Below are 18,210 nucleotides of genomic sequence, written 5' to 3' on the forward strand. Positions count from 1 at the left end.
CAGACTTATAGATCAGGTTAGTTAGATAATTTTTTGTAATTGAGTAATAATGTTTTTTAGTTCACAGGCCTAAATATAGAATGCATCATTTAGGCTTGATGTTTACATCTGGAGGAGTTGAAACATCACACAATTCTACACTACAACAGGCCGTTTCCAAGTGGAAGGGCCATAATGACCATACACGGCCTCCCGTTGATCGCATATCCTAAAGGTGCATCCAGTGCTTTGACTAAAACATCACCTATGTTTGACAGTAGAAGATTAAAATTGGTAGGGTTAACGAGATCCTTTATCATACCTCTACACTTGATAGATAATTACATTTCAAGTTATTAATATCTATTAGATTCATTATACATTAATTAGCACCTGGGAGTTCCTATAAGGGTAATCCCCTAGGAGGAAGTTCTATTTGCCTTTACCATTTAAAGTAAAATAGATAATCCCAATATATTACTGTGTTAATCATTCTTGCAGTCTGTTTTATTTCGTGGACATAAATTATCTTATTGTGAGACAGATTCGTCAGAAAATGAAAGGGAGTCAGTATATTTTGAGTTTAAGAGGATAGAATAAAAAGAGCCTACAATATTGATATATAAAGATCTAACAGTAAAATCATTAAGAATTATTTAGATCACTATAAGTTAAACCTATAATGAAAGGGATTCTTTTAGTGTGCGGTGCCAAATACTTTTTTTATTCTTGTCATGAGTTAAAAGTCAGTCCACATTCTTCATTCTAGAATAATGCCTTAGCATTTGTCGATCTCTAATCTGAATACTTTTCACTACTATATTGCAAAACTTGATGATTTTCTTAATTGTGGAATGTTAAATACTTTATTATCTAATTTAGAGTATGAGCAATATCACTAATTCAAGTAATTTTAACTGGAAAGACAATAGCATTGAATGGAAAGACATTATTAAAAAAGAAGCAAGAGGATATGTGAAAGGGGATGATCTGGGTGAGGTACAAGAAATCGGACAAGACTTTGTTGTAACAGAAAGAGGTCGAGTCAAAAAAAACAAATTTTATCTACCTAAACCCTTAGTTGCAGGCTACGATGGAGAAGTTCTTTGGTTTAACATAACAGAACAAGAAGCTGAAGACAATTTCAAAAAAGATGAACCACCACCGACCGGTGAGTATTCAAGATACGAGTCAGCATCTGTAACAGAACAGCCAGATACCCAAACGTATGGTAAGTCGGCATCTTCGATAGATCTTCAAAAGTATATTCCCCTTATTCAGAAAAGACAAATAGACGGCGTTGGGACTGATGCTTCCTATACTAAGTCTCAAGCAGGCATACGGGATTGGGACAATATCCTCAAAAAAGGTGCAAGAACAGCAGATGACACGGCAGTAGGAATTGTCACGGCAGTAAATGATGAAAATGTAATAATAACTTCTGATGGTGCTAGAGATGAATTTAGCATACCAAAAAACGAAATTCAAAGTTATAATGGACAAGAGATAGTTCTGAATATGACTTACGATAGAATGGACCAGTTTAAGGTAAAAGTTCCAAGATAGTGAGGAACTACAAAAACCATCATTTTTGTTGCACTGGCTATAATACTTTTTTTGTATATCATAATCTAGGTTAATTATTTGATAGACTTGAATGATTCAGATCATGTGACAATAAATTCAATTTCCTCTTTATTTGATTTAGTAAAGTTTACAAATATAGATTTATCATGTTGTGCTTTAAGGTGAATTTAGGATCCTAAAAACTATGTTTAGTATCAATAAATATAAATGGACACTATTTTAAAAGCGACCCTAAAACGTCAAATGCCATTTTTGATCGGAGGCACAATAACTGGTATTATAATGAAATATTATTACGGTTTCCTGTTTGCTATAGTAGTAAATAGTATTATTTGGTTTATTATTTCGGTGATTGTCAATAAGTACTATTGGCATTATACTGGTTTTAGAGACGAACTATTTCTTTTTAGAAAATATGTAACTGATAGAAACAAAACTAACACCAGATGACTGATTTAAGTTTAGTATTATATGTCAAATGAACACTAGTACGTTTTATATTTTATATTTTATATTTTACATCTTATTAGTTTATTGTTTATCATCCAGTATGCAAAGCCCTCACTGTACAATTACATTTCAGCCTCAAATGGAAAAAAGATGGCGATGGAACAAAAAAACAAGAATCCATTTGACATTTATCATCAATTCTGTCCAGGATGCCATAGACTCATCATAGGTGTTTATGAATACTCTGACGAAATTCCAGCACCAACAGAGAAAGAGGTATTGGATTAACTGATTATTTTAAAATTCTAATAGTTATTTTTATGCACTGTCTTTCAATTATAAACCTATTCACTCCCATATGGTGTCCATAATCAAACGTATGTCATATATTTTGGATGAAAATAATGCTAGTCTGACTCTGCTGTATTTGAATAATCTTGCCAATTCATAGGACTATTAGACTTAAAATGGAACGTTGCTATGTTATTGGTTATTAATCTTGGTAAATTAAATAAATCAGTAATGGCAAAAGAATCAGGCATAGCGAAATCGATTGGAGATCAGAAAGAACAAGATATACAATTTGCGGATACAATACTGATAAACTTTTTATCGACGGGCAATAAAAAATCAAAGATTGAGGCTGGTTATAGAGAACGACATCGAAAACAACAGAATATGGGCTATGCAAAACAACAAGAATCATGTGACAAGTGTAAATTTAATCTCCCAGCGGAGCAGCTCTGTCATATTGTGGAGGGACAGGTAAATAACAAGGAAGGAATATCAAAATTTTTTTCCCCCAAGGGACACGGAATGTTACCAGGTGATATTCTTTGGCACTATGTTAATCAAAAGGGTGAAAAATTAGATAATAAAATAGGCCGGGTGATAAATGAAGCTACAGAGGGATTTCAATGCAAAGATTGTAAATATTATCTGACATCCCATGAATGTTTATTGCTAAAAGGTAGGCTGGAACCCGAGATGAGTTGTGCTTTTATTGTAAAAATTGGAAATGGAATTAAACTGTAGGTTTACTCGTTTAAGTATGAGGGCACATATTTATAACATATTAAAATGATTTGGTATTGATATGCATTCCTGGAATGATGAACATGTGCTATCCGATGCTAGTTCGTTAAATACTTTTATCGATAGTACACATTGATATGTTTTTATCAGTAAAAAGAATACCTCATCCAATACCTCCAGCAGATAAGCCTGATCCAAAAGCTGCTCAAGCCTTACAGGAAGGCTTAGGAGGTCAGTTCGGAGAGATGCGTACAATGATGCAATACTTCTTTCAAAATATGAATTTCAGAGGAGATGCTAAACCTTATCAAGATTTACTAAGAAGTATAGCTACTGAAGAGATGGGACATGTTGAACAAATAACAAATACTATAAACATTCTTTTGGAAGGAGCTTCGACTAACACAAATAATCCAAATGAACTTCCTTTATCAGTAGCATTGGAATCGCCAAACATTCACCACTTTTTAGTTGCAGCTCAAAGTGCTCGCCCTGTAGACGCAGCTGGAAATCCTTGGTCTGCTTCTTATGTATATGATAGTGGAAATCTTGTGCTTAACATGTTGTATAATTTGATGCTTGAGGCTACAGGAAGATTACAAAAGTGTCGATTGTATGAAATGTGTGATAATAAAGCTTTTAGATCAACAGTCTCCTATTTAATCGTAAGAGATTTAGTTCACGAAAAGGTTTTTGCTAAAGCATTGGAAACTCTTGGAGTAGATTGGGGCAAGTCATTACCTGTTCCAAGAATAGATACATCTAAGATGCCAGAAGTTAGAGATTTAGAAAACAAGAATTTGCATAATCAGATGTGGACATTTACAAATAAGGGAGAAAAATCTCTATTAGAAAAAATATTCAAGGGTGATTCACCATTTGATGATGGTGGTACTCTTGAGGTAATAGAGGGATTCCCTGCAGGTGTCGAAATACCTAGCATGCCAGAAGCTCCTCAGGAATTTTCTCCAGGGTTGGATGCAGCTCTAATGAAATTGGCAAAGAAATTATAAGAATCAGTAAATAAGGGGAAAGCATTCAATTTCATTAATGTCACAAATTACGCTCCTTATTACAATATTTTGAAAAAATAATTTTTAGAAATTCATATTTTATGGCCAGTTCTTATTTGCTGGAATTAGATTCCTGTTGAAGGAGGATATTATTACTAGGTTATACATTATGAAATGGTTGTAGTGTTTTAATGTCAAATATTATTGTGGTCACTAAATACTTTTATGATATACTTTATTATATATGGATGAATACGAGAACTTTAAAACAGCTGATATCGTGGCTGAGGCCCTCATCGATTGGGGTGTAGAGGTTGTCTTCGGGTTGCCGGGTGATGGTATCAATGGTTTTATTGAGGCACTTAGACAGAGACAAGATAAAATAAAGTTTGTTTTGGTAAGGCATGAAGAATCTGCAGCGTTTATGGCTTGCGCTTATGCTAAATATACAAAAAAGTTAGGAGTATGTGTTGCTACATCCGGGCCAGGTGCCATCCATCTTTTAAATGGACTCTATGATGCCAAACTTGACAGCGCTCCTGTCTTGGCCATTACTGGTTCAACTTATTCTGATCTCATAGGCTCAAACTATCAACAAGATGTCAATCTTTTGCAGTTGTTTTCTGATGTAGCTATATATAATAACATGATAAATTCGCCAGAACATGCCGAAATGGCAGTAGATATTGCATGCAGAAATGCTTTAGGCCGTAAAAGTGTGAGTCATTTGACCATTCCCATAGATGTTCAGGAGCAAAAACTAAAAGGCAAATATTCACCCCATAAGGTAAAAGGCCATACGTCAGACATCTTTAATCATGATGTTATTCCAAGTCCAGAATTACTAAGAAAGGCCGCAAATATCCTTAATGAGGGAAAGAAGATTGTGATCTTGGTTGGACAAGGAGCTTTAGATGCAGGCAACGAGGTTACTGCTATTTCTGAACGGCTAGGCGCCCCAGTAGTCAAAGCCCTTTTAGGCAAGGCTGTAATTTCAGATTATAGCCCATACAGTCTTGGAGGTATCGGTATGTTAGGAACGAGTCCTGCAAGTGACGCAATGAATGAAGCAGATACGATATTAATGATAGGAACCTCTTTTCCTTATATTGATTATCTTCCAAAGCCAGGTCAAGCAAAAGGAATTCAAATTGACATTGTACCAGAGAGAATTGGATTGCGATATCCGGTGGATATAGGGTTAGTTGGAGACGCCAAACAAACCCTGAGTTGTATGATTCCTATGTTAAACAAAAGACAGAATAAAAAAGAAAATGAATTTTTAGTATCAAAAAAAAAACAATGAAAAAATGGGATAGCCTTTTAAAAGAACAAGGCAGCCGTACTGACAAGCCGATTAAACCCCAAGTCATAGCCACAGCCGTTTCCAATGAATTGGATGATGACGCGATAATATCTGTAGATAGCGGAACTAATACGATTTGGGCGGCACGCTATATCTTTGTTCATGATAAAATGAAATTTTCATTATCTGGTACCCTTGCAACAATGGGATGCGGGTTGCCGTATGCAATATCAGCCAAAGTAGCGTTTCCTGACCGACAATCAGTAGCTTTCGTCGGGGATGGGGGTTTTACTATGTTAATGGGGGAGTTTGCTACAGCAGTTCAATATGATTTGCCAATCAAGGTTGTAATAATAAAAAACAATACTTTGGGAATGATAAGATGGGAACAAATGGCTTTTCTGGGAAATCCAGAATATGCTGTAGAATTTACACCTATCAATTTCGCAAAGTTTGCTGACGAATGTGGTGGAAAAGGTTATTCTATTACAGAGCCCGAAGATGTAGGACCAATAATTCATCAAGCTATGAAGGAAAAAAAACCTACAATTATAGAAGCACACGTAGATCCATTTGATCCTCCCATGCCTCCAAAAGTAGAACCTGAGTTTGTAAAGAATATTGCGGAATCATTTGCAAGGGGACAACCCTATGCCTCTAGGATTGGGCTAACACTCTATAGAAATCAGATCCACGAAAGATTAAGAGGTCTCCATCATCACAATTCATTAAAAAATCATGATCACAAGCGTTCTTATAATGAAGATAAAAAGTGAATTCTCTACTCTTATGTCTTAATCAAGTCGTTTATAATTCGGATATGACTCCTATTCCGTGTAGGTTGAATGCCATGCCATATGACAGTAGGGTTCCAAAACCTATAAAAAATATAATTGTTTACTCTAGAGAAGCAAGTTCACAAAAATCAAACTACAGAATGCGAACCCTATATCATCAAACATGGAAATTCATAAAGGGTTAATTATTGTGAAGTGTTTGCAACGTTTCAATGCTTAATTAGCATTGATAAATTGACTCCTCATTGAAGAGTGTTACTTGTTCTAATTGTTATTCAATTCTCTAGATTATCTTTGTAGAAGAAATTCTTGCTGATCTATCGTAAGATGTGACTAATAAGAAACAAGGTAAGGCAAACTCCGAAATTATAAATATTATGATCGACAATAGAGCTATTTACACATTCCTCGATATTGAACTCTATGGAGAATAGATTCCAACAAGATGTATTCTATTTCAAAATCTCCCTTTTCCTAACCCAATTCTAGGTTGGTTCATCAATTCATCTTTAAAACTAGAATAAAAAATAAAAGTAATTGTGGTGATTGCATTGAATTTTCTGTCGTCGTTTTTTTATTATTATGAATTTATCATCATTAAATTATTCTCTTTTTATCAATATGAAATGAGGGATATTAGATATTATTGCAGGATGCGATGTTTTGTATTCCCATCCTTGTAAAAGCAGTTTCTTTGCTTCTTGGACATCCGTCACAGCAGTAATATCTACAACTTTTTTTCGTAGGAAAGTAGTTCTCTTTGTCTCTGGTGTATTGAATTTATGCTTGTGTTCGTTACCATTTTCATCAACTGGCTTTCAAATGGTTTTTTGTGTGATTGGATCCTCAACCCATATTTTGGAATGTGATACACTGTTCTTAAAAACCAGCGCTTTTACATATAGTACATTCTCGCATCTTTTTTTGATAAAGCGGGATTGATGCATCCGCTTGATTTAATAAATTGGACATTTTGGGTATAATCAGATCGCCTTTTGTATTTATAAATTTATGATGAAGTCCATGTCCATCTTAGTGCCAATTTTTTTAATTTTTAAGTTTTCTCCTATCATTTTGATATGGGCATGGATCAAACAGTAATATTTTGGGCATGCATAGATACGTCCATATTAACATAAGGCATTGGTTAGACTTTAATCAATATGTCACCTGTTTCCTATGAGAACAGCTTTTGCTAAACCATACTCGTATTCACTTAATAAATTAGAGTGACAACTTTTACTGTGTCCAAGACTATCTGAATATTCTAATGATTCTACACTGGATATTGGGACCATGCCATCATTAGGTTTTGGAAGACTGTCATATCCACCTTGTTGGATAGGTGCCAATAGATCGCAGTTTCCAGCATCAGGATTCCATTCACCTGCAATAGTATAATATTTTGTATTTGGATTCTCTTTTACTTTTGTAACTTGAGCCCCTGGTTTTAGATCGTATATTGCAGGTGCACATACATCATTATTTACTGCTAATGGAGATCCCGCATTAGGAGTTCCTATCATTATTAAATTAGCCACATCCTGAGTACTATTTCCCAAATACATCCTAGCATCTAAACCGCCTTTGCTATGACCAACTATATTGACTTTATTTTGACCAGTTTGATCTTTGACATTAGCAATTTGACTGGATAATTCTTTCGCATGTTCGGCAGCTGAACCACATTTATCATCGGATTGGGTAAAAGTTATGGGGAAAACTGGAATATTGTCTTTTTTTAACAAATCTTCCCACTTTTTCCATGTGGATGCATCTGATAAATAACCATGTATCAAGAGAACAGGTAATGGTTTAGTTGCATTACTATTTGTAGAAGTGGGGGTAGCTGAAACTTCAAAATAAATTTGTTGAAGTGATATAAAACAAACAAACAAACCTAAAGCAACTAAAATAAAAGAGGCCACAACTATAATTTTATCATTGTTTTTAATCTTCAAATCAGTACCAATTGTATATAATAGCTTAAATAACACACATTATAAGCTCCCTGAGTACTAGGAAAAATTCAAGATATATCTGTTGTACATCGATTTGCTTCTTATCATTTTATACTTGGTTACGTTACGTTAACGCCCAGTTTACAAACCATGTTATCTTATAAAGATGCATCTTTACAGATTATTTGTTTAATCTATTGTAAATATCATCAATTGAATGAATCCCTCCAAATGATAGTCTATAGTATTACAATCAGAGAATAAAATACTGTCTATTGCTTTATCACTACTCTTGTTTATGGGGATCTATGTTATCGCATTTCCCATAGAACAGTACAGTAACGTCAAAGCACAAACACAATCTAAAAACACTACCACTTCTCCTCCTTCTATTACACCTATGAACGCTACTCAACTAAATGCTGCTTCCGCTAATGTTTCAAAACCGGTTGATGGTTATGGCAGCCCTCCCACTGGTCCATTAACGGCTGTACGGCACGTGTTTGTCGATCCTACTCTCCGAGTATATCATTTTTGTAAACTTGATGATAAAATCATGATGGTGTGTCAACTATATGACAGCAGTTCTCCAAATGCAACATTAATTGGAGTAGAGTATATGATCGATTCTAAAACATATCAAGCATTACCGGATAGAGAAAAAGCAAACTGGCATTATCATAAAGATGAGCTTTCTCCAGACAGAGCAAATCAAAAGTCCCCATTACTAAATGATTTACAACAAAAAGAATGGCTAGTGAAATTATCAGAGTCATATGGGAAGGTTATACTGAACTGGAATCCTCTTGATACATTACCTGTTTTCCCATCACAAATTGAACAAATACAACATCCTTTAATGGTTAATCAAACAGTCAATAATAATACTGAAAAATATGTTGGAAGCTTTAACCAAACATTAGACTACTGATCTATGGTATGGGATATTGATAACGAACAAACTAAGTCAAATAGTCTATCCAATCCTGTTCTAAATTAGCATGCCTGCGATACATATGAACCTTCAGATCAAATCATCCTGACCAAAGTAAAAAAAATACTTACATCTAGGAATTACAATCATCCTTCATTTTGGTTACCATAAAATGAAAAGATAGAGTATAGAATCAAACGAGAAAAAATGTAGTTAATAAAAAATCGGATCTCTAGTAGAGTTATTTAAATTTTTATACATAAGAAATTCCAATGCCAAATAAAAAAGAAAACATAGAAAATTTACAAAAGAAATTGGGTGAAGTTTTAGGTTTAGAACGAGCAGCTCAAAAAGCAGTGGATGAGCTAATATCGATGAAATTATTAAAGTCTAATTCGAAGGATGAATCTAGGGAAATCCAAGAAGAGGCAAGTAATCATGAGGAAAAAATCCAAGAAGTTGCAAGTATCTTCTCTGAAGATAAAGATGTGCAATTGGACATAAACAAAGTAGAAGAGTCTGCCAAAGAAACAGAGGAAAAAGCAACTAACATTATGAAAATATATCTTGGAGAGAAACCGGATACGTCAGAAGCTTTAGAATTCCTATGTTTAGCTGAAGGTGGTGAGGTAGCTCATTATGAAGTTTTACAGACTATTTGTTCAAACTTTGATAATAAAAAAGCATTATCAACAGTAAAATCTATACTAAAAGAAGAGCAAAGACATCTTACTCGATGTATTGATATGGCGAAATCGGTAGTTTCATAATGAAATACTTTGAAGATCTTTCATCAGAAAATTCCTATTTTATATGTCTGAGATAACGTGATTCTGTCTTTTACTTTGAAGTCCTGGAAACAATTAAGGAAAGAGGGATGAAATTAGAACATGCGATTAAAAATATATGAATTTGACCCTAGACCTAACGATCAAAGTCCATTCACCCTTCTCTTAACCAAGGGAACCAAGGTGCTCGGATACAATTTCAGTATAGATCAACATGATACGCTAGTTTGCACCGAAGATGATTCTATAAGTGAAAAAGAAAAAAGAACTTTTCAATGGATCATGGATGGCGACATAATAGAGAATCTAGAAAATTATAAGTATCTGGGAACACGGAATGGTCATCGCTATTTATCTGAAATTGCTGGAAAAGAGGTGGAGTAATCATGACAATACACTTTCTTCCCTTTCCTTAATGAAGATCCATTGTTTATGTTTAAAGAATAGCAGTAACAGTAAGACAATAACCCCCATAGTTAAAATAACAATGACAAAACCTGACGGTATATTATTTAGATGTGATAAATCCAGTCCATTCATTCTATAAATACCCACTATCAATGTCAATGGCAATAATATCACACTAAAAATAGTCAAAATTCTCATAGTATCGCTTAATTGTAGGGAAACGTTTGCAATATACAAATCTCGTGTTGAATTTATGGTATCTCTATATGATTCTATTAGTTCAATTAGCTGATTTATGTCATCGTAAGCCATACGTAAATATTTAATTTCATCCTTATCTGCTTGAGTATGTGAAAGAAAATTCATTATATCGTGTGTATACCAAAAATGCCTCCTTAAAATAATAATTTGCTTTGCCACAGTATCTAAATAACTGAACATGCTTTTTGAAGGCTTTTTATACAAAAACTTTTGCTCAAGATCAGTAATAGTATGTTCTATTGAAGTTAACAGATGTTCATATTTTCCTATAACCTCGCTAATTATTGTATAATATAAAGCATCGATATTTGGATCTTTTAATTTTTTGTTTTTCGGTTCAAATATATGTTTTATAGGACTTATCAAATCAACATTGGGAGAATGGATAGTTATTAGCCAATCTTTTTCCTATAAACATGTAGAGTCCCTCAATAGTTAATTGTTTGAGGGTTTTGTATTGAATGTCCAAAATTATGGTAAAAAGATAATTATCTAAAATACGTGACTGGGGTCTTTTTACTTTCTGCTTTATAAGATTGATTGCATTAATATCCCAGGTTAAACTCTTTCTGAATATCAAGCAATTCCACATTGGTTGGATCAACTATATCAATCCACAATCTAAAACCCTTTGCAAGTTCAACTTTGCTATCATTTTCTTTTAGACCTGTGGAATTATAACAAATAGTTTTTTTGGTGGTACTTGCTTGCAATGACAGTTTGATTAGTGGTGGAATTAAAAATACTTTAGCTAAAATGATTAACTTCATTCTTAAGGTAGAATAATCTGAAAGTTTGTGGCAACTTTGATCTTATCAAGAGATCCAAAGAATAGGTTTCGGTGCTCTTACTGCATTTGGTTCTGACTTAAAACCTTATTATGATTTACCAATAATAAGGCCAATAATATATTATATTTAGCAATTTGAAGATCATAATGATAATTTGACTTTTGTTATTGCTACCTACTGGATATTTTAATTCTATCGGGTAAAATGTCTCTTTACTTGTGGGCCTATTATAGTATGTTGTTCATAAGAAAATCTTTTAATAATGGGTGAAATAATTGATAAAGTCAAGGAAAAATCAAAAGATGTAAAAGATGCAATTGTGGACTCTACGAAAGATGTTGCAGACAACGCAAAGGATACTTTAGACCAAACCGAAAACATATCGGTAAATTCAACTGATAAAGAATAGGAAGAAGGAATTGCTGCGACAAACAAGAATAGAAAAAGTGATCCCTTAACAGAGTATTCAGATTAGGAACCCATGACTCCTGCTAAATTACTTACAGGAGAACCTACGGCAGTCGAGACCCAAGCGATCAGAAAATTACTTCAGAAGGTCAGACAGGTACGAATACTGAACAGGTACGAATACTGAACAGGCAAGCGAAATGTACCGAAAACGGGGAATGACTAAGATAGAAAAGAATTAATCAAGATGAAGCAAATAGTTACTAAGGACAAATATCTAGAATTTACTTTCATGAATAACCTTAGTCACCTGGTCTCCCTTTTTGGAATGGCAAAATATTAAGGATAATTGGGATCTCATTTATTAACAAGTATCACGAAACCAGCAGTTTTACGGATGGATAATGGATTGTATCATTTCAGATGAAATATTTCTATGGAAAATTGATTAAAACAGTAGAATTCTTTTATAGTCTTAGATTCTTCGAAGCCAATCACTCAATATCGGAACTACATACTTACAATTTGCTTTAATCAAATAATTAGCCTGCTTCTAATTAACAATACAAATAATCACGGAAGTTATAGAGGGATTCCGGGTCTGTTTTTTTCTATTGCTTCACTGTCATACTTAATCTCTTCTTTTGTTATTTCTTCTGCTATTGTTTTAGTTTCAGTTCTCGGTTTTTTCTTTACTATTACTTCCTCTCTAACAAAGGATTTTTTTGTAATTACAGGCTCTTCTTTCTTGATTGGAATCAAAAATTCTTTCTTTGAATACATTGAATCTTCGCTCTCGGCTTCCTGAGGGGGTTCTTGATTGGAAGTATCATTCTTGTTTGAATTAATATTTGTTCCTTTGTCAAATGAATTATCATTCATTATGATATCTCTTCTTTCAATTGTTACATTTTCATGCATTAACTCGATCTCTACATTCTTACTTTCCCTTATAGGTTCTTTTGTAATTTTTATATTATCTTCAGTAATGTTCTTGGTTACATTTAGATCTTGACTTATCAATGGGATTGACATTTCTTCTCTCCTTATCTTATCCGGTGATCCTGAGGAAGAACTATCATTAAAGACACTTCCCCCAATCTTTTGTTCATAAGTTTGGAGATCTGACTCATTTAGCGAGAAGTTTAGGAAAACTCCATTAAAGTGTTTCACAGAAGTTTTCGGTAGATGGTATATTTTCTTATTAAACATACCCACTTCGGTAACGATATAGTCGCCTGATATTACTTTAATCGTACCAAAGTCTATGCCATTCTCACCTAGTGCTTCCTTTCCTATAACTTCATCCCATTTGATCTCATTGTTATTTTCAGATGACATATACATGATACTTATTTAACAAATTATATATGGTTGATAGGATTTTATTTCCACGTATCTATTTCTCTTGTATTGCACAACCATTTCGATACTTTCGAAATTTTTTTTAGAAAGGTGGATAAATTATTTATCTTTACTTTTTAGGTTCAAAAAATAAGTATTATTTAATTTTGTAACTTTAAATCTTTTTTAATACTGTCATTAACAAACACTTTGCATTTTTCAATTGAAATGCTACTACAAATGGCTATCCTATTAAATTACTTTTGTGCAGATAATTAATTTTATTTTGATCCGAATGAGTATGAATGATGAAATCCTTCTAGGAACAATATTAGATAAAAGAGCAAATAAACAAAAAACTAATTTTTTTATAGAGAAAAGAAAAGCAATGGAAAAAAGTAAGGATATTGAAGGTAATTACTCCATCAAAGAAAACAAAATGATAGGTGACTCTGTGGTATCCTGGCAATAGGAATTAATTGCCGACCACATAAATATGGACGTTACACAAGTCAAAACCTTCAAAACAGATCAGACTTCAATGTCTATCTCCTCATTTAAGGCTATCAACCTACGATTCACATTAGTTGAAACCTCTTGTTTTCTAGTTTAATGTCTGCTCCTCTTTTACTCTTGTAGGTTCGATATCGTTTGATTTCATGTGCTCTTGAATCAATTCCTCTGTTATTGTCTTTTTTTCAAACAAAGTTTCTTTCTTTACTACTACTTCTCCTTTAACTCGAGATCTTTTCACTATAAGGGGTTCTTCTCTTTCAAGCGTCATGCTTATTTCCATAGTTTCATCCTGTCTTCTCCACTCCTCTTTCTCCTCGTTTTTCTCTATTTGAGTAACCGATAAATCACCATCTGATTCATAAGAAATGGGCTCATCTTTCTTTCTAACAGTATTTTCCTTAAAAGGCCTTTTTGTTATTGTTAATTTATCATATATTAACTCAATCTCTACTTTGTTAGTTTCCTTAATTGGTTCTTTTATTATCTGCATATTCTCCTCTATCGTCTTTTTAGTTACTTCTAAATTCTCATCAATCAGTGGAATAATTGTCTGTACCTCTTGTGACATGTCTGATGCTTTAAAAGATGAGTATCCTTCGAATAAATTATCCTCTATTTGTTCGTAACTTTTTAGATCAGATTCATTGATCTTCAATTTCAAAATTTCTCCATCAAAACTTTCTATTGATGAAACTGGGAGATGATATTTTTTCTTATCTATTAAACCTCTTTGGGTGACAACAAATGTATTCCCTATCTCTATAACTTTTCCTAAATCGAGTCCGTCAATTCCTATAACTTCTTTCTTTATGACCCCGTCAAGATTAATATTCTTAGACTTTATTGATTCATCCTTACCAGACACAAATTTTTTTGTATAACATAATATTTAATCATGTTCTATATATTAGGTAAATTCTTCCTTCTTGCCATCAGGATATTTGACAGTAACTTTTTCCTTTCTAACTTCTACGTTAACGTGACGCTTTTCAACAATTCGAGATTTTTTAATTGTTATTTCTCCAAGCTTTACCATTTTTTTATCTATTATTACTTGTTCTCCCCAAATAGGAATAATTTGTTCCTCTTCTTCAAAGCTATTATTGTTATTGATATTGTCAGAAAGTTGGATCTGACTATTAACTGTACTATCTTCAGAATTAGACAGTAATGGCTTTTTTTCACTCTGACTAGACTCCTTCTCAGTAGGAAGCAATGTTGTTTTTGTTGTATCTTCATCCTTTTGTAGCTGTATGTCCAAATCATTTGGGTAATGGCGATTATATCCACTCCTTCTCTTATCGTGTTGATTCGCATCTACTTCAGTTTGGTTAGGATTAAACACTTCTGAAATTTTTTCCTTAACTTTTGAATAAATCTCAACTAATTCATTGTGACTGTAAGAGTCAAATTCTTTTCCATTTATGAACATCTCCTCATAATTTATAGGGACTTCAATTTTTTTTGTTGATTTTATCCACCTTTTTTCCAAATATAGTTTCGTCTCTGTAACCTCTTTCGTAACCTCAAATTCTTCCGCATGGATCGGAATTCTTTCTACAATTACTTCTTTTAGTTGCGAATTAATGTCCCGGGAAGGAAGACTATCTTTAATCGGGGTAATTATATTGTCATGCGGGACTATAGAATTGTTATTCATAAATAATATATATTATTAATATTTATAATAGTGTGCAAAATACTTTGAGTATTACTTTTGATTCTTGTATTCATCCATTTAGATCATGCATACATACTAATATTGAATTATTTTGAACAGGCATTCATTAATAACTCACTTATAACAGATACCGTTCATAGTTTAGGTAAGGTAGTTGTGTTTTTTACTATGCTTATTAACGATGATATATACTTTATTTATTGATTAAAATTAAAGAAGTTAACACTGACCAAGTAAAAAAAGGAATAGGTAAGATTGAGGTCAGGCTGGAAAATAGAGAGGTAGTCACGTTTGAAAGTTATCCCGTTGTGGTTAACTCGAAAGACCTGAAATACATTCATTATGAAATACAAAAAAAGCAAGATGATCTTAAAGATCGTGGTAATGAGAAACATGGGATAATTGACAAGGCAAAACAGAAAGCTTTAGAACTTAAGGATACCGTTGCAGACACCGCTAAAGAGTTATCAAGTCCACAAAAGAATGAATAATATGTTATATACTAGTTTCCTTCGACTTAGTCATATATTTACTAAATAGATAAAAACTACGAAGACCTCTCGTGCCTCTACCCGATGGAAATCACTATAAACATCACTTCGCTCATTAGAGCCAAGTGTGCAGTCAAGATGCAAAAGAACACTCATAACATCTTGCCGAGATTGGAAAAAGAAATAATGGTTATTCACGGGATAAAAAAAATAATGCCAATACCCCGTTATCCTATTTATTTTCAGTGAATCTCATTGGATATTATGGCCACCTAAAAGGTATGTATTAGCCATTCATTTTTAATAATTTTTATAACAATTACAACTGAACATGAAAAGATCATAGGTTAATAATTATTAATACAAATCCCCCGTACGAGATTTAGCTAGTCAAATAATAAGATTTGGTTTAGCAATTATTTCATTTAGTATCGATATTTAATATGACCTTCCTGCAGTTCAAACAATCATATAATAAATTTATCACCACTAAAAGAATTGGGCCAAAAATATGACATTATAAACCATGTTAAATAAAACCCCATACCAGTCTAGGAGCAATAGACATTTTCTGACAGGAGAACAGATCATGAAAAAAGTAATAGAGACTACTTCAGTCCGTCTGGTCTTTTTTTGATGCGTAGATAGAGGAATAAATTTCCTCACACCGAATCTTCTCCCTTATTACGCATTTATAAATGATTAAACAGACGTTTGAAGATTTATTCATGCGAAGTTTACTTGCCTTTTTCTCAGGCCTGTTCTTGATACTATACCTTCATTTTTTGAAAAATCCAAGTGTTTTACAACTTTGTCTTGAGAATGTTAAGTTTATGATAATGATTGTATCTTTTATCTTATACCTATGATAGGTAATGCTCATCTTTTCTTTTTTTACGAGGAGCTGGAACCTTTGCTTTGTTAATATCTGAAGTAACTGGGACTATACGGGAATCTTCGGTGTTAATTGACTACAAGATTTAGAAGTATTAAGACTTTCCACCTGAGGTTAATTTAGAATATCATCTCTATGTTCTCAAGGACACTCGCAGCATAGTAAAAACGAATATGTTTCAATTTGGAAAAAGTATGGACGAATCTTTATTATTTTGTTTCTTAAATATTTTTACAATTTATTAAAAAAAATGATGAACCAAGAACTATCAATATAGATCTTGTATTATTACTCTATTTTTTTATTGGTTATTGTGGAGTGAAAGGGTTGTTGAAGAGATAGATTATGAATTTGTCATATTGCCCATTTCAATTGTAGTTTGGTTAAATGGCACTGTGGTCTTATTGGCGATAGTGGTCATAGCAGGCCCCGTGGGTTGAATTAGTGTTTTATTTTCAAGATTTGATAAATTTCCAGGTTGCTGTGTCAATGTTTGGTTTCCGAGTGGTTGAATTTGGGATTGATCTATCGGCTTTGTTGTTTGATTAACAGTAACTGTCGTTTGTTCGGCTGGTATGGTAGTCTGATTTGCTATTGTTGTTTGTGGCTTTTCTGTAATAGTTGCCATTGTCTCGTTTTGAGAAGTTGCATTTGTTTGATTTTGATTTTGAGCGTATACTGTTCCAGTGTATGCCAAAGTAAAAAGCAAAGCGGCAGTGCACACCAGAATGATGAAAGTGTTTTTCATTAGTACAATTTAGATTCTATACTTTAAATAGATCTTATCAAACCTTTCCCTCATATTCTACCCTGCTATCCGTATTATGACTTTAATGCCTAAATCCGAATTTTAGTAACGAGGGATTCGAAATAAGAATTTGGTAAAAGACTGAAATAAAAAAATGTCATTATGAAAGCCAGAATTGGAAAAAAGAGAAATGTGAATAATTTATTCGATTGGCTGGAATAAAAACTGCGTATCTGACAGAAATATCACGCCTGGAAATAAATGTCTAGATTAGTTTCATAATAATAGAAAAAATGATAATCCAAAATATGGTGACATTTTAGATGATATTGACATTTGAATTTCACCCGCCCATTTACTCGATTATGTGGTTATAGTTGTGTTGTTGTTATTTTGGTCTCTGTTTATCATGTCCTATTGGTTGGACAAATCAGAACATCGGTAAAAAATTCATCCTTTTATGACTTTGGTTCCCAAACCCCTATTATGTTTTGTTGAGGGTCCTTCAATATAGCAAAGTACCCCTCTGAGACCTGCTGCTTATCCAAAACAATTTCGGCTCCAGCAGTTTTTGCTTTACCGACACACTCGTCTAATGAATTAACTTCCACATACATTGTAGGTTTTTGTTCCGCATTACGTCTTTTTAGTATGGCTCCTTTTATTCCAGCGTTTTCCACGTACCAGTAGTCAGAAGTGTCATTACCTTTTTCAAATTCCCAATTAAAAATTGATGAATAAAATCCTTTTAATTGTTCAATATTGTCTGATGGTAATTCAAAATAGTTGATTGTGTTTAAGGAATTGTTTGACATTT

The 18,210-nt window shown here is 33.2% G+C and carries 22 protein-coding genes; 13 read left to right on the forward strand and 9 right to left on the reverse strand.

Annotated elements, in window-relative coordinates:
- Nucleotides 1-140: 140 nt before the first annotated feature.
- On the reverse strand, nucleotides 141-299 hold the full coding sequence (locus tag NMY3_RS07620; RefSeq protein ID WP_231100386.1) for a hypothetical protein: 159 nt from the start codon (nucleotides 297-299) through the stop codon (nucleotides 141-143).
- Nucleotides 300-864: 565 nt separating this feature from the next.
- Here NMY3_RS07620 and NMY3_RS07625 point away from each other — a divergent pair.
- The 7 genes from NMY3_RS07625 to NMY3_RS07655 all read left to right on the forward strand — a co-directional run bounded on the left by NMY3_RS07625 (nucleotide 865) and on the right by NMY3_RS07655 (nucleotide 6,146).
- A complete protein-coding gene (locus NMY3_RS07625) occupies nucleotides 865-1,545 on the forward strand; it encodes a hypothetical protein (RefSeq protein ID WP_196818310.1) in 681 nt (226 codons plus the stop codon).
- A 228-nt stretch (nucleotides 1,546-1,773) separates the two neighbouring features.
- Nucleotides 1,774-2,016 (forward strand): hypothetical protein, encoded by a 243-nt coding sequence (locus NMY3_RS07630; RefSeq protein WP_196818311.1) that lies wholly within the window; start codon nucleotides 1,774-1,776, stop codon nucleotides 2,014-2,016.
- Between the two features lie 84 nt (nucleotides 2,017-2,100).
- Nucleotides 2,101-2,304, forward strand: a complete 204-nt coding sequence (locus NMY3_RS07635) for a hypothetical protein (RefSeq protein WP_196818312.1) — start codon at nucleotides 2,101-2,103, stop codon at nucleotides 2,302-2,304.
- A gap of 234 nt (nucleotides 2,305-2,538) precedes the next feature.
- A complete protein-coding gene (locus NMY3_RS07640; protein WP_196818313.1) occupies nucleotides 2,539-3,051 on the forward strand; it encodes a hypothetical protein in 513 nt (170 codons plus the stop codon).
- Between the two features lie 137 nt (nucleotides 3,052-3,188).
- The gene (locus NMY3_RS07645) at nucleotides 3,189-4,064 is read left to right on the forward strand and encodes a manganese catalase family protein (RefSeq protein WP_196818314.1); all 876 of its coding nucleotides are present in this window, start codon (nucleotides 3,189-3,191) and stop codon (nucleotides 4,062-4,064) included.
- A gap of 244 nt (nucleotides 4,065-4,308) precedes the next feature.
- Nucleotides 4,309-5,370 (forward strand): thiamine pyrophosphate-binding protein, encoded by a 1,062-nt coding sequence (locus tag NMY3_RS07650; protein ID WP_196818315.1) that lies wholly within the window; start codon nucleotides 4,309-4,311, stop codon nucleotides 5,368-5,370.
- On the forward strand, nucleotides 5,367-6,146 hold the full coding sequence (locus tag NMY3_RS07655) for a thiamine pyrophosphate-dependent enzyme (protein WP_196818316.1): 780 nt from the start codon (nucleotides 5,367-5,369) through the stop codon (nucleotides 6,144-6,146). The genes NMY3_RS07650 and NMY3_RS07655 overlap by 4 nt, the downstream gene beginning before the upstream one ends.
- 1,187 nt (nucleotides 6,147-7,333) lie before the next feature.
- Here NMY3_RS07655 and NMY3_RS07660 read toward each other — a convergent pair.
- Nucleotides 7,334-8,128, reverse strand: coding sequence for an alpha/beta fold hydrolase (locus NMY3_RS07660; RefSeq protein WP_196818317.1), 795 nt, complete (start codon nucleotides 8,126-8,128; stop codon nucleotides 7,334-7,336).
- 298 nt (nucleotides 8,129-8,426) lie between these two features.
- Here NMY3_RS07660 and NMY3_RS07665 point away from each other — a divergent pair, with 298 nt between their 5' ends.
- From NMY3_RS07665 to NMY3_RS07675, 3 genes are all read left to right on the forward strand, one after another.
- Nucleotides 8,427-9,059 carry a DUF1264 domain-containing protein gene (locus tag NMY3_RS07665; RefSeq protein WP_196818318.1) on the forward strand — a complete coding sequence of 211 codons (633 nt, stop codon included), beginning with the start codon at nucleotides 8,427-8,429 and terminating at the stop codon, nucleotides 9,057-9,059.
- 275 nt (nucleotides 9,060-9,334) lie between these two features.
- Nucleotides 9,335-9,832, forward strand: coding sequence for a hypothetical protein (locus NMY3_RS07670; RefSeq protein ID WP_196818319.1), 498 nt, complete (start codon nucleotides 9,335-9,337; stop codon nucleotides 9,830-9,832).
- A 120-nt stretch (nucleotides 9,833-9,952) separates the two neighbouring features.
- Nucleotides 9,953-10,234 (forward strand): hypothetical protein, encoded by a 282-nt coding sequence (locus NMY3_RS07675; RefSeq protein WP_196818320.1) that lies wholly within the window; start codon nucleotides 9,953-9,955, stop codon nucleotides 10,232-10,234.
- On the opposite strand, the gene NMY3_RS07680 is transcribed toward NMY3_RS07675, so the two are convergent.
- Both NMY3_RS07680 and NMY3_RS07685 read right to left on the reverse strand, forming a co-directional pair.
- Nucleotides 10,235-10,912: a magnesium transporter CorA family protein gene (locus NMY3_RS07680; protein WP_257720021.1), complete on the reverse strand. Its 678-nt coding sequence runs from the start codon at nucleotides 10,910-10,912 to the stop codon at nucleotides 10,235-10,237. It abuts the gene before it with no gap.
- Nucleotides 10,913-11,064: 152 nt separating this feature from the next.
- Complete coding sequence (locus NMY3_RS07685; RefSeq protein ID WP_196818322.1) at nucleotides 11,065-11,289, reverse strand: hypothetical protein; 225 nt, start codon at nucleotides 11,287-11,289, stop codon at nucleotides 11,065-11,067.
- Nucleotides 11,290-11,572: 283 nt separating this feature from the next.
- On the opposite strand from NMY3_RS07685, the gene NMY3_RS07690 reads away from it, so the two are divergent.
- A complete protein-coding gene (locus NMY3_RS07690; RefSeq protein ID WP_196818323.1) occupies nucleotides 11,573-11,719 on the forward strand; it encodes a hypothetical protein in 147 nt (48 codons plus the stop codon).
- Nucleotides 11,720-12,300: 581 nt separating this feature from the next.
- Here NMY3_RS07690 and NMY3_RS07695 read toward each other — a convergent pair.
- Nucleotides 12,301-13,059, reverse strand: coding sequence for a YsnF/AvaK domain-containing protein (locus tag NMY3_RS07695; protein WP_196818324.1), 759 nt, complete (start codon nucleotides 13,057-13,059; stop codon nucleotides 12,301-12,303).
- Nucleotides 13,060-13,363: 304 nt separating this feature from the next.
- Between NMY3_RS07695 and NMY3_RS07700 the strand changes: the two genes are divergently transcribed.
- Nucleotides 13,364-13,534: a hypothetical protein gene (locus tag NMY3_RS07700; RefSeq protein WP_196818325.1), complete on the forward strand. Its 171-nt coding sequence runs from the start codon at nucleotides 13,364-13,366 to the stop codon at nucleotides 13,532-13,534.
- A gap of 132 nt (nucleotides 13,535-13,666) precedes the next feature.
- On the opposite strand, the gene NMY3_RS07705 is transcribed toward NMY3_RS07700, so the two are convergent.
- Nucleotides 13,667-14,443, reverse strand: coding sequence for a DUF2382 domain-containing protein (locus NMY3_RS07705; RefSeq protein ID WP_196818326.1), 777 nt, complete (start codon nucleotides 14,441-14,443; stop codon nucleotides 13,667-13,669).
- 42 nt (nucleotides 14,444-14,485) lie between these two features.
- Nucleotides 14,486-15,238: a DUF2382 domain-containing protein gene (locus tag NMY3_RS07710; protein ID WP_196818327.1), complete on the reverse strand. Its 753-nt coding sequence runs from the start codon at nucleotides 15,236-15,238 to the stop codon at nucleotides 14,486-14,488.
- Nucleotides 15,239-15,459: 221 nt separating this feature from the next.
- Here NMY3_RS07710 and NMY3_RS07715 point away from each other — a divergent pair, with 221 nt between their 5' ends.
- Nucleotides 15,460-15,750, forward strand: coding sequence for a hypothetical protein (locus NMY3_RS07715; RefSeq protein ID WP_196818328.1), 291 nt, complete (start codon nucleotides 15,460-15,462; stop codon nucleotides 15,748-15,750).
- 1,238 nt (nucleotides 15,751-16,988) lie between these two features.
- On the opposite strand, the gene NMY3_RS07720 is transcribed toward NMY3_RS07715, so the two are convergent.
- Nucleotides 16,989-17,393, reverse strand: coding sequence for a hypothetical protein (locus tag NMY3_RS07720; RefSeq protein WP_196818329.1), 405 nt, complete (start codon nucleotides 17,391-17,393; stop codon nucleotides 16,989-16,991).
- Nucleotides 17,394-17,851: 458 nt separating this feature from the next.
- Entirely contained in the window at nucleotides 17,852-18,208 is a 357-nt protein-coding gene (locus tag NMY3_RS07725) for a VOC family protein (protein WP_196818330.1), read from the reverse strand.
- Between the last annotated feature and the right edge of the window lie 2 nt (nucleotides 18,209-18,210).

It is taken from the genome of Candidatus Nitrosocosmicus oleophilus, assembly GCF_000802205.1.
Lineage (GTDB): Archaea > Thermoproteota > Nitrososphaeria > Nitrososphaerales > Nitrososphaeraceae > Nitrosocosmicus > Nitrosocosmicus oleophilus.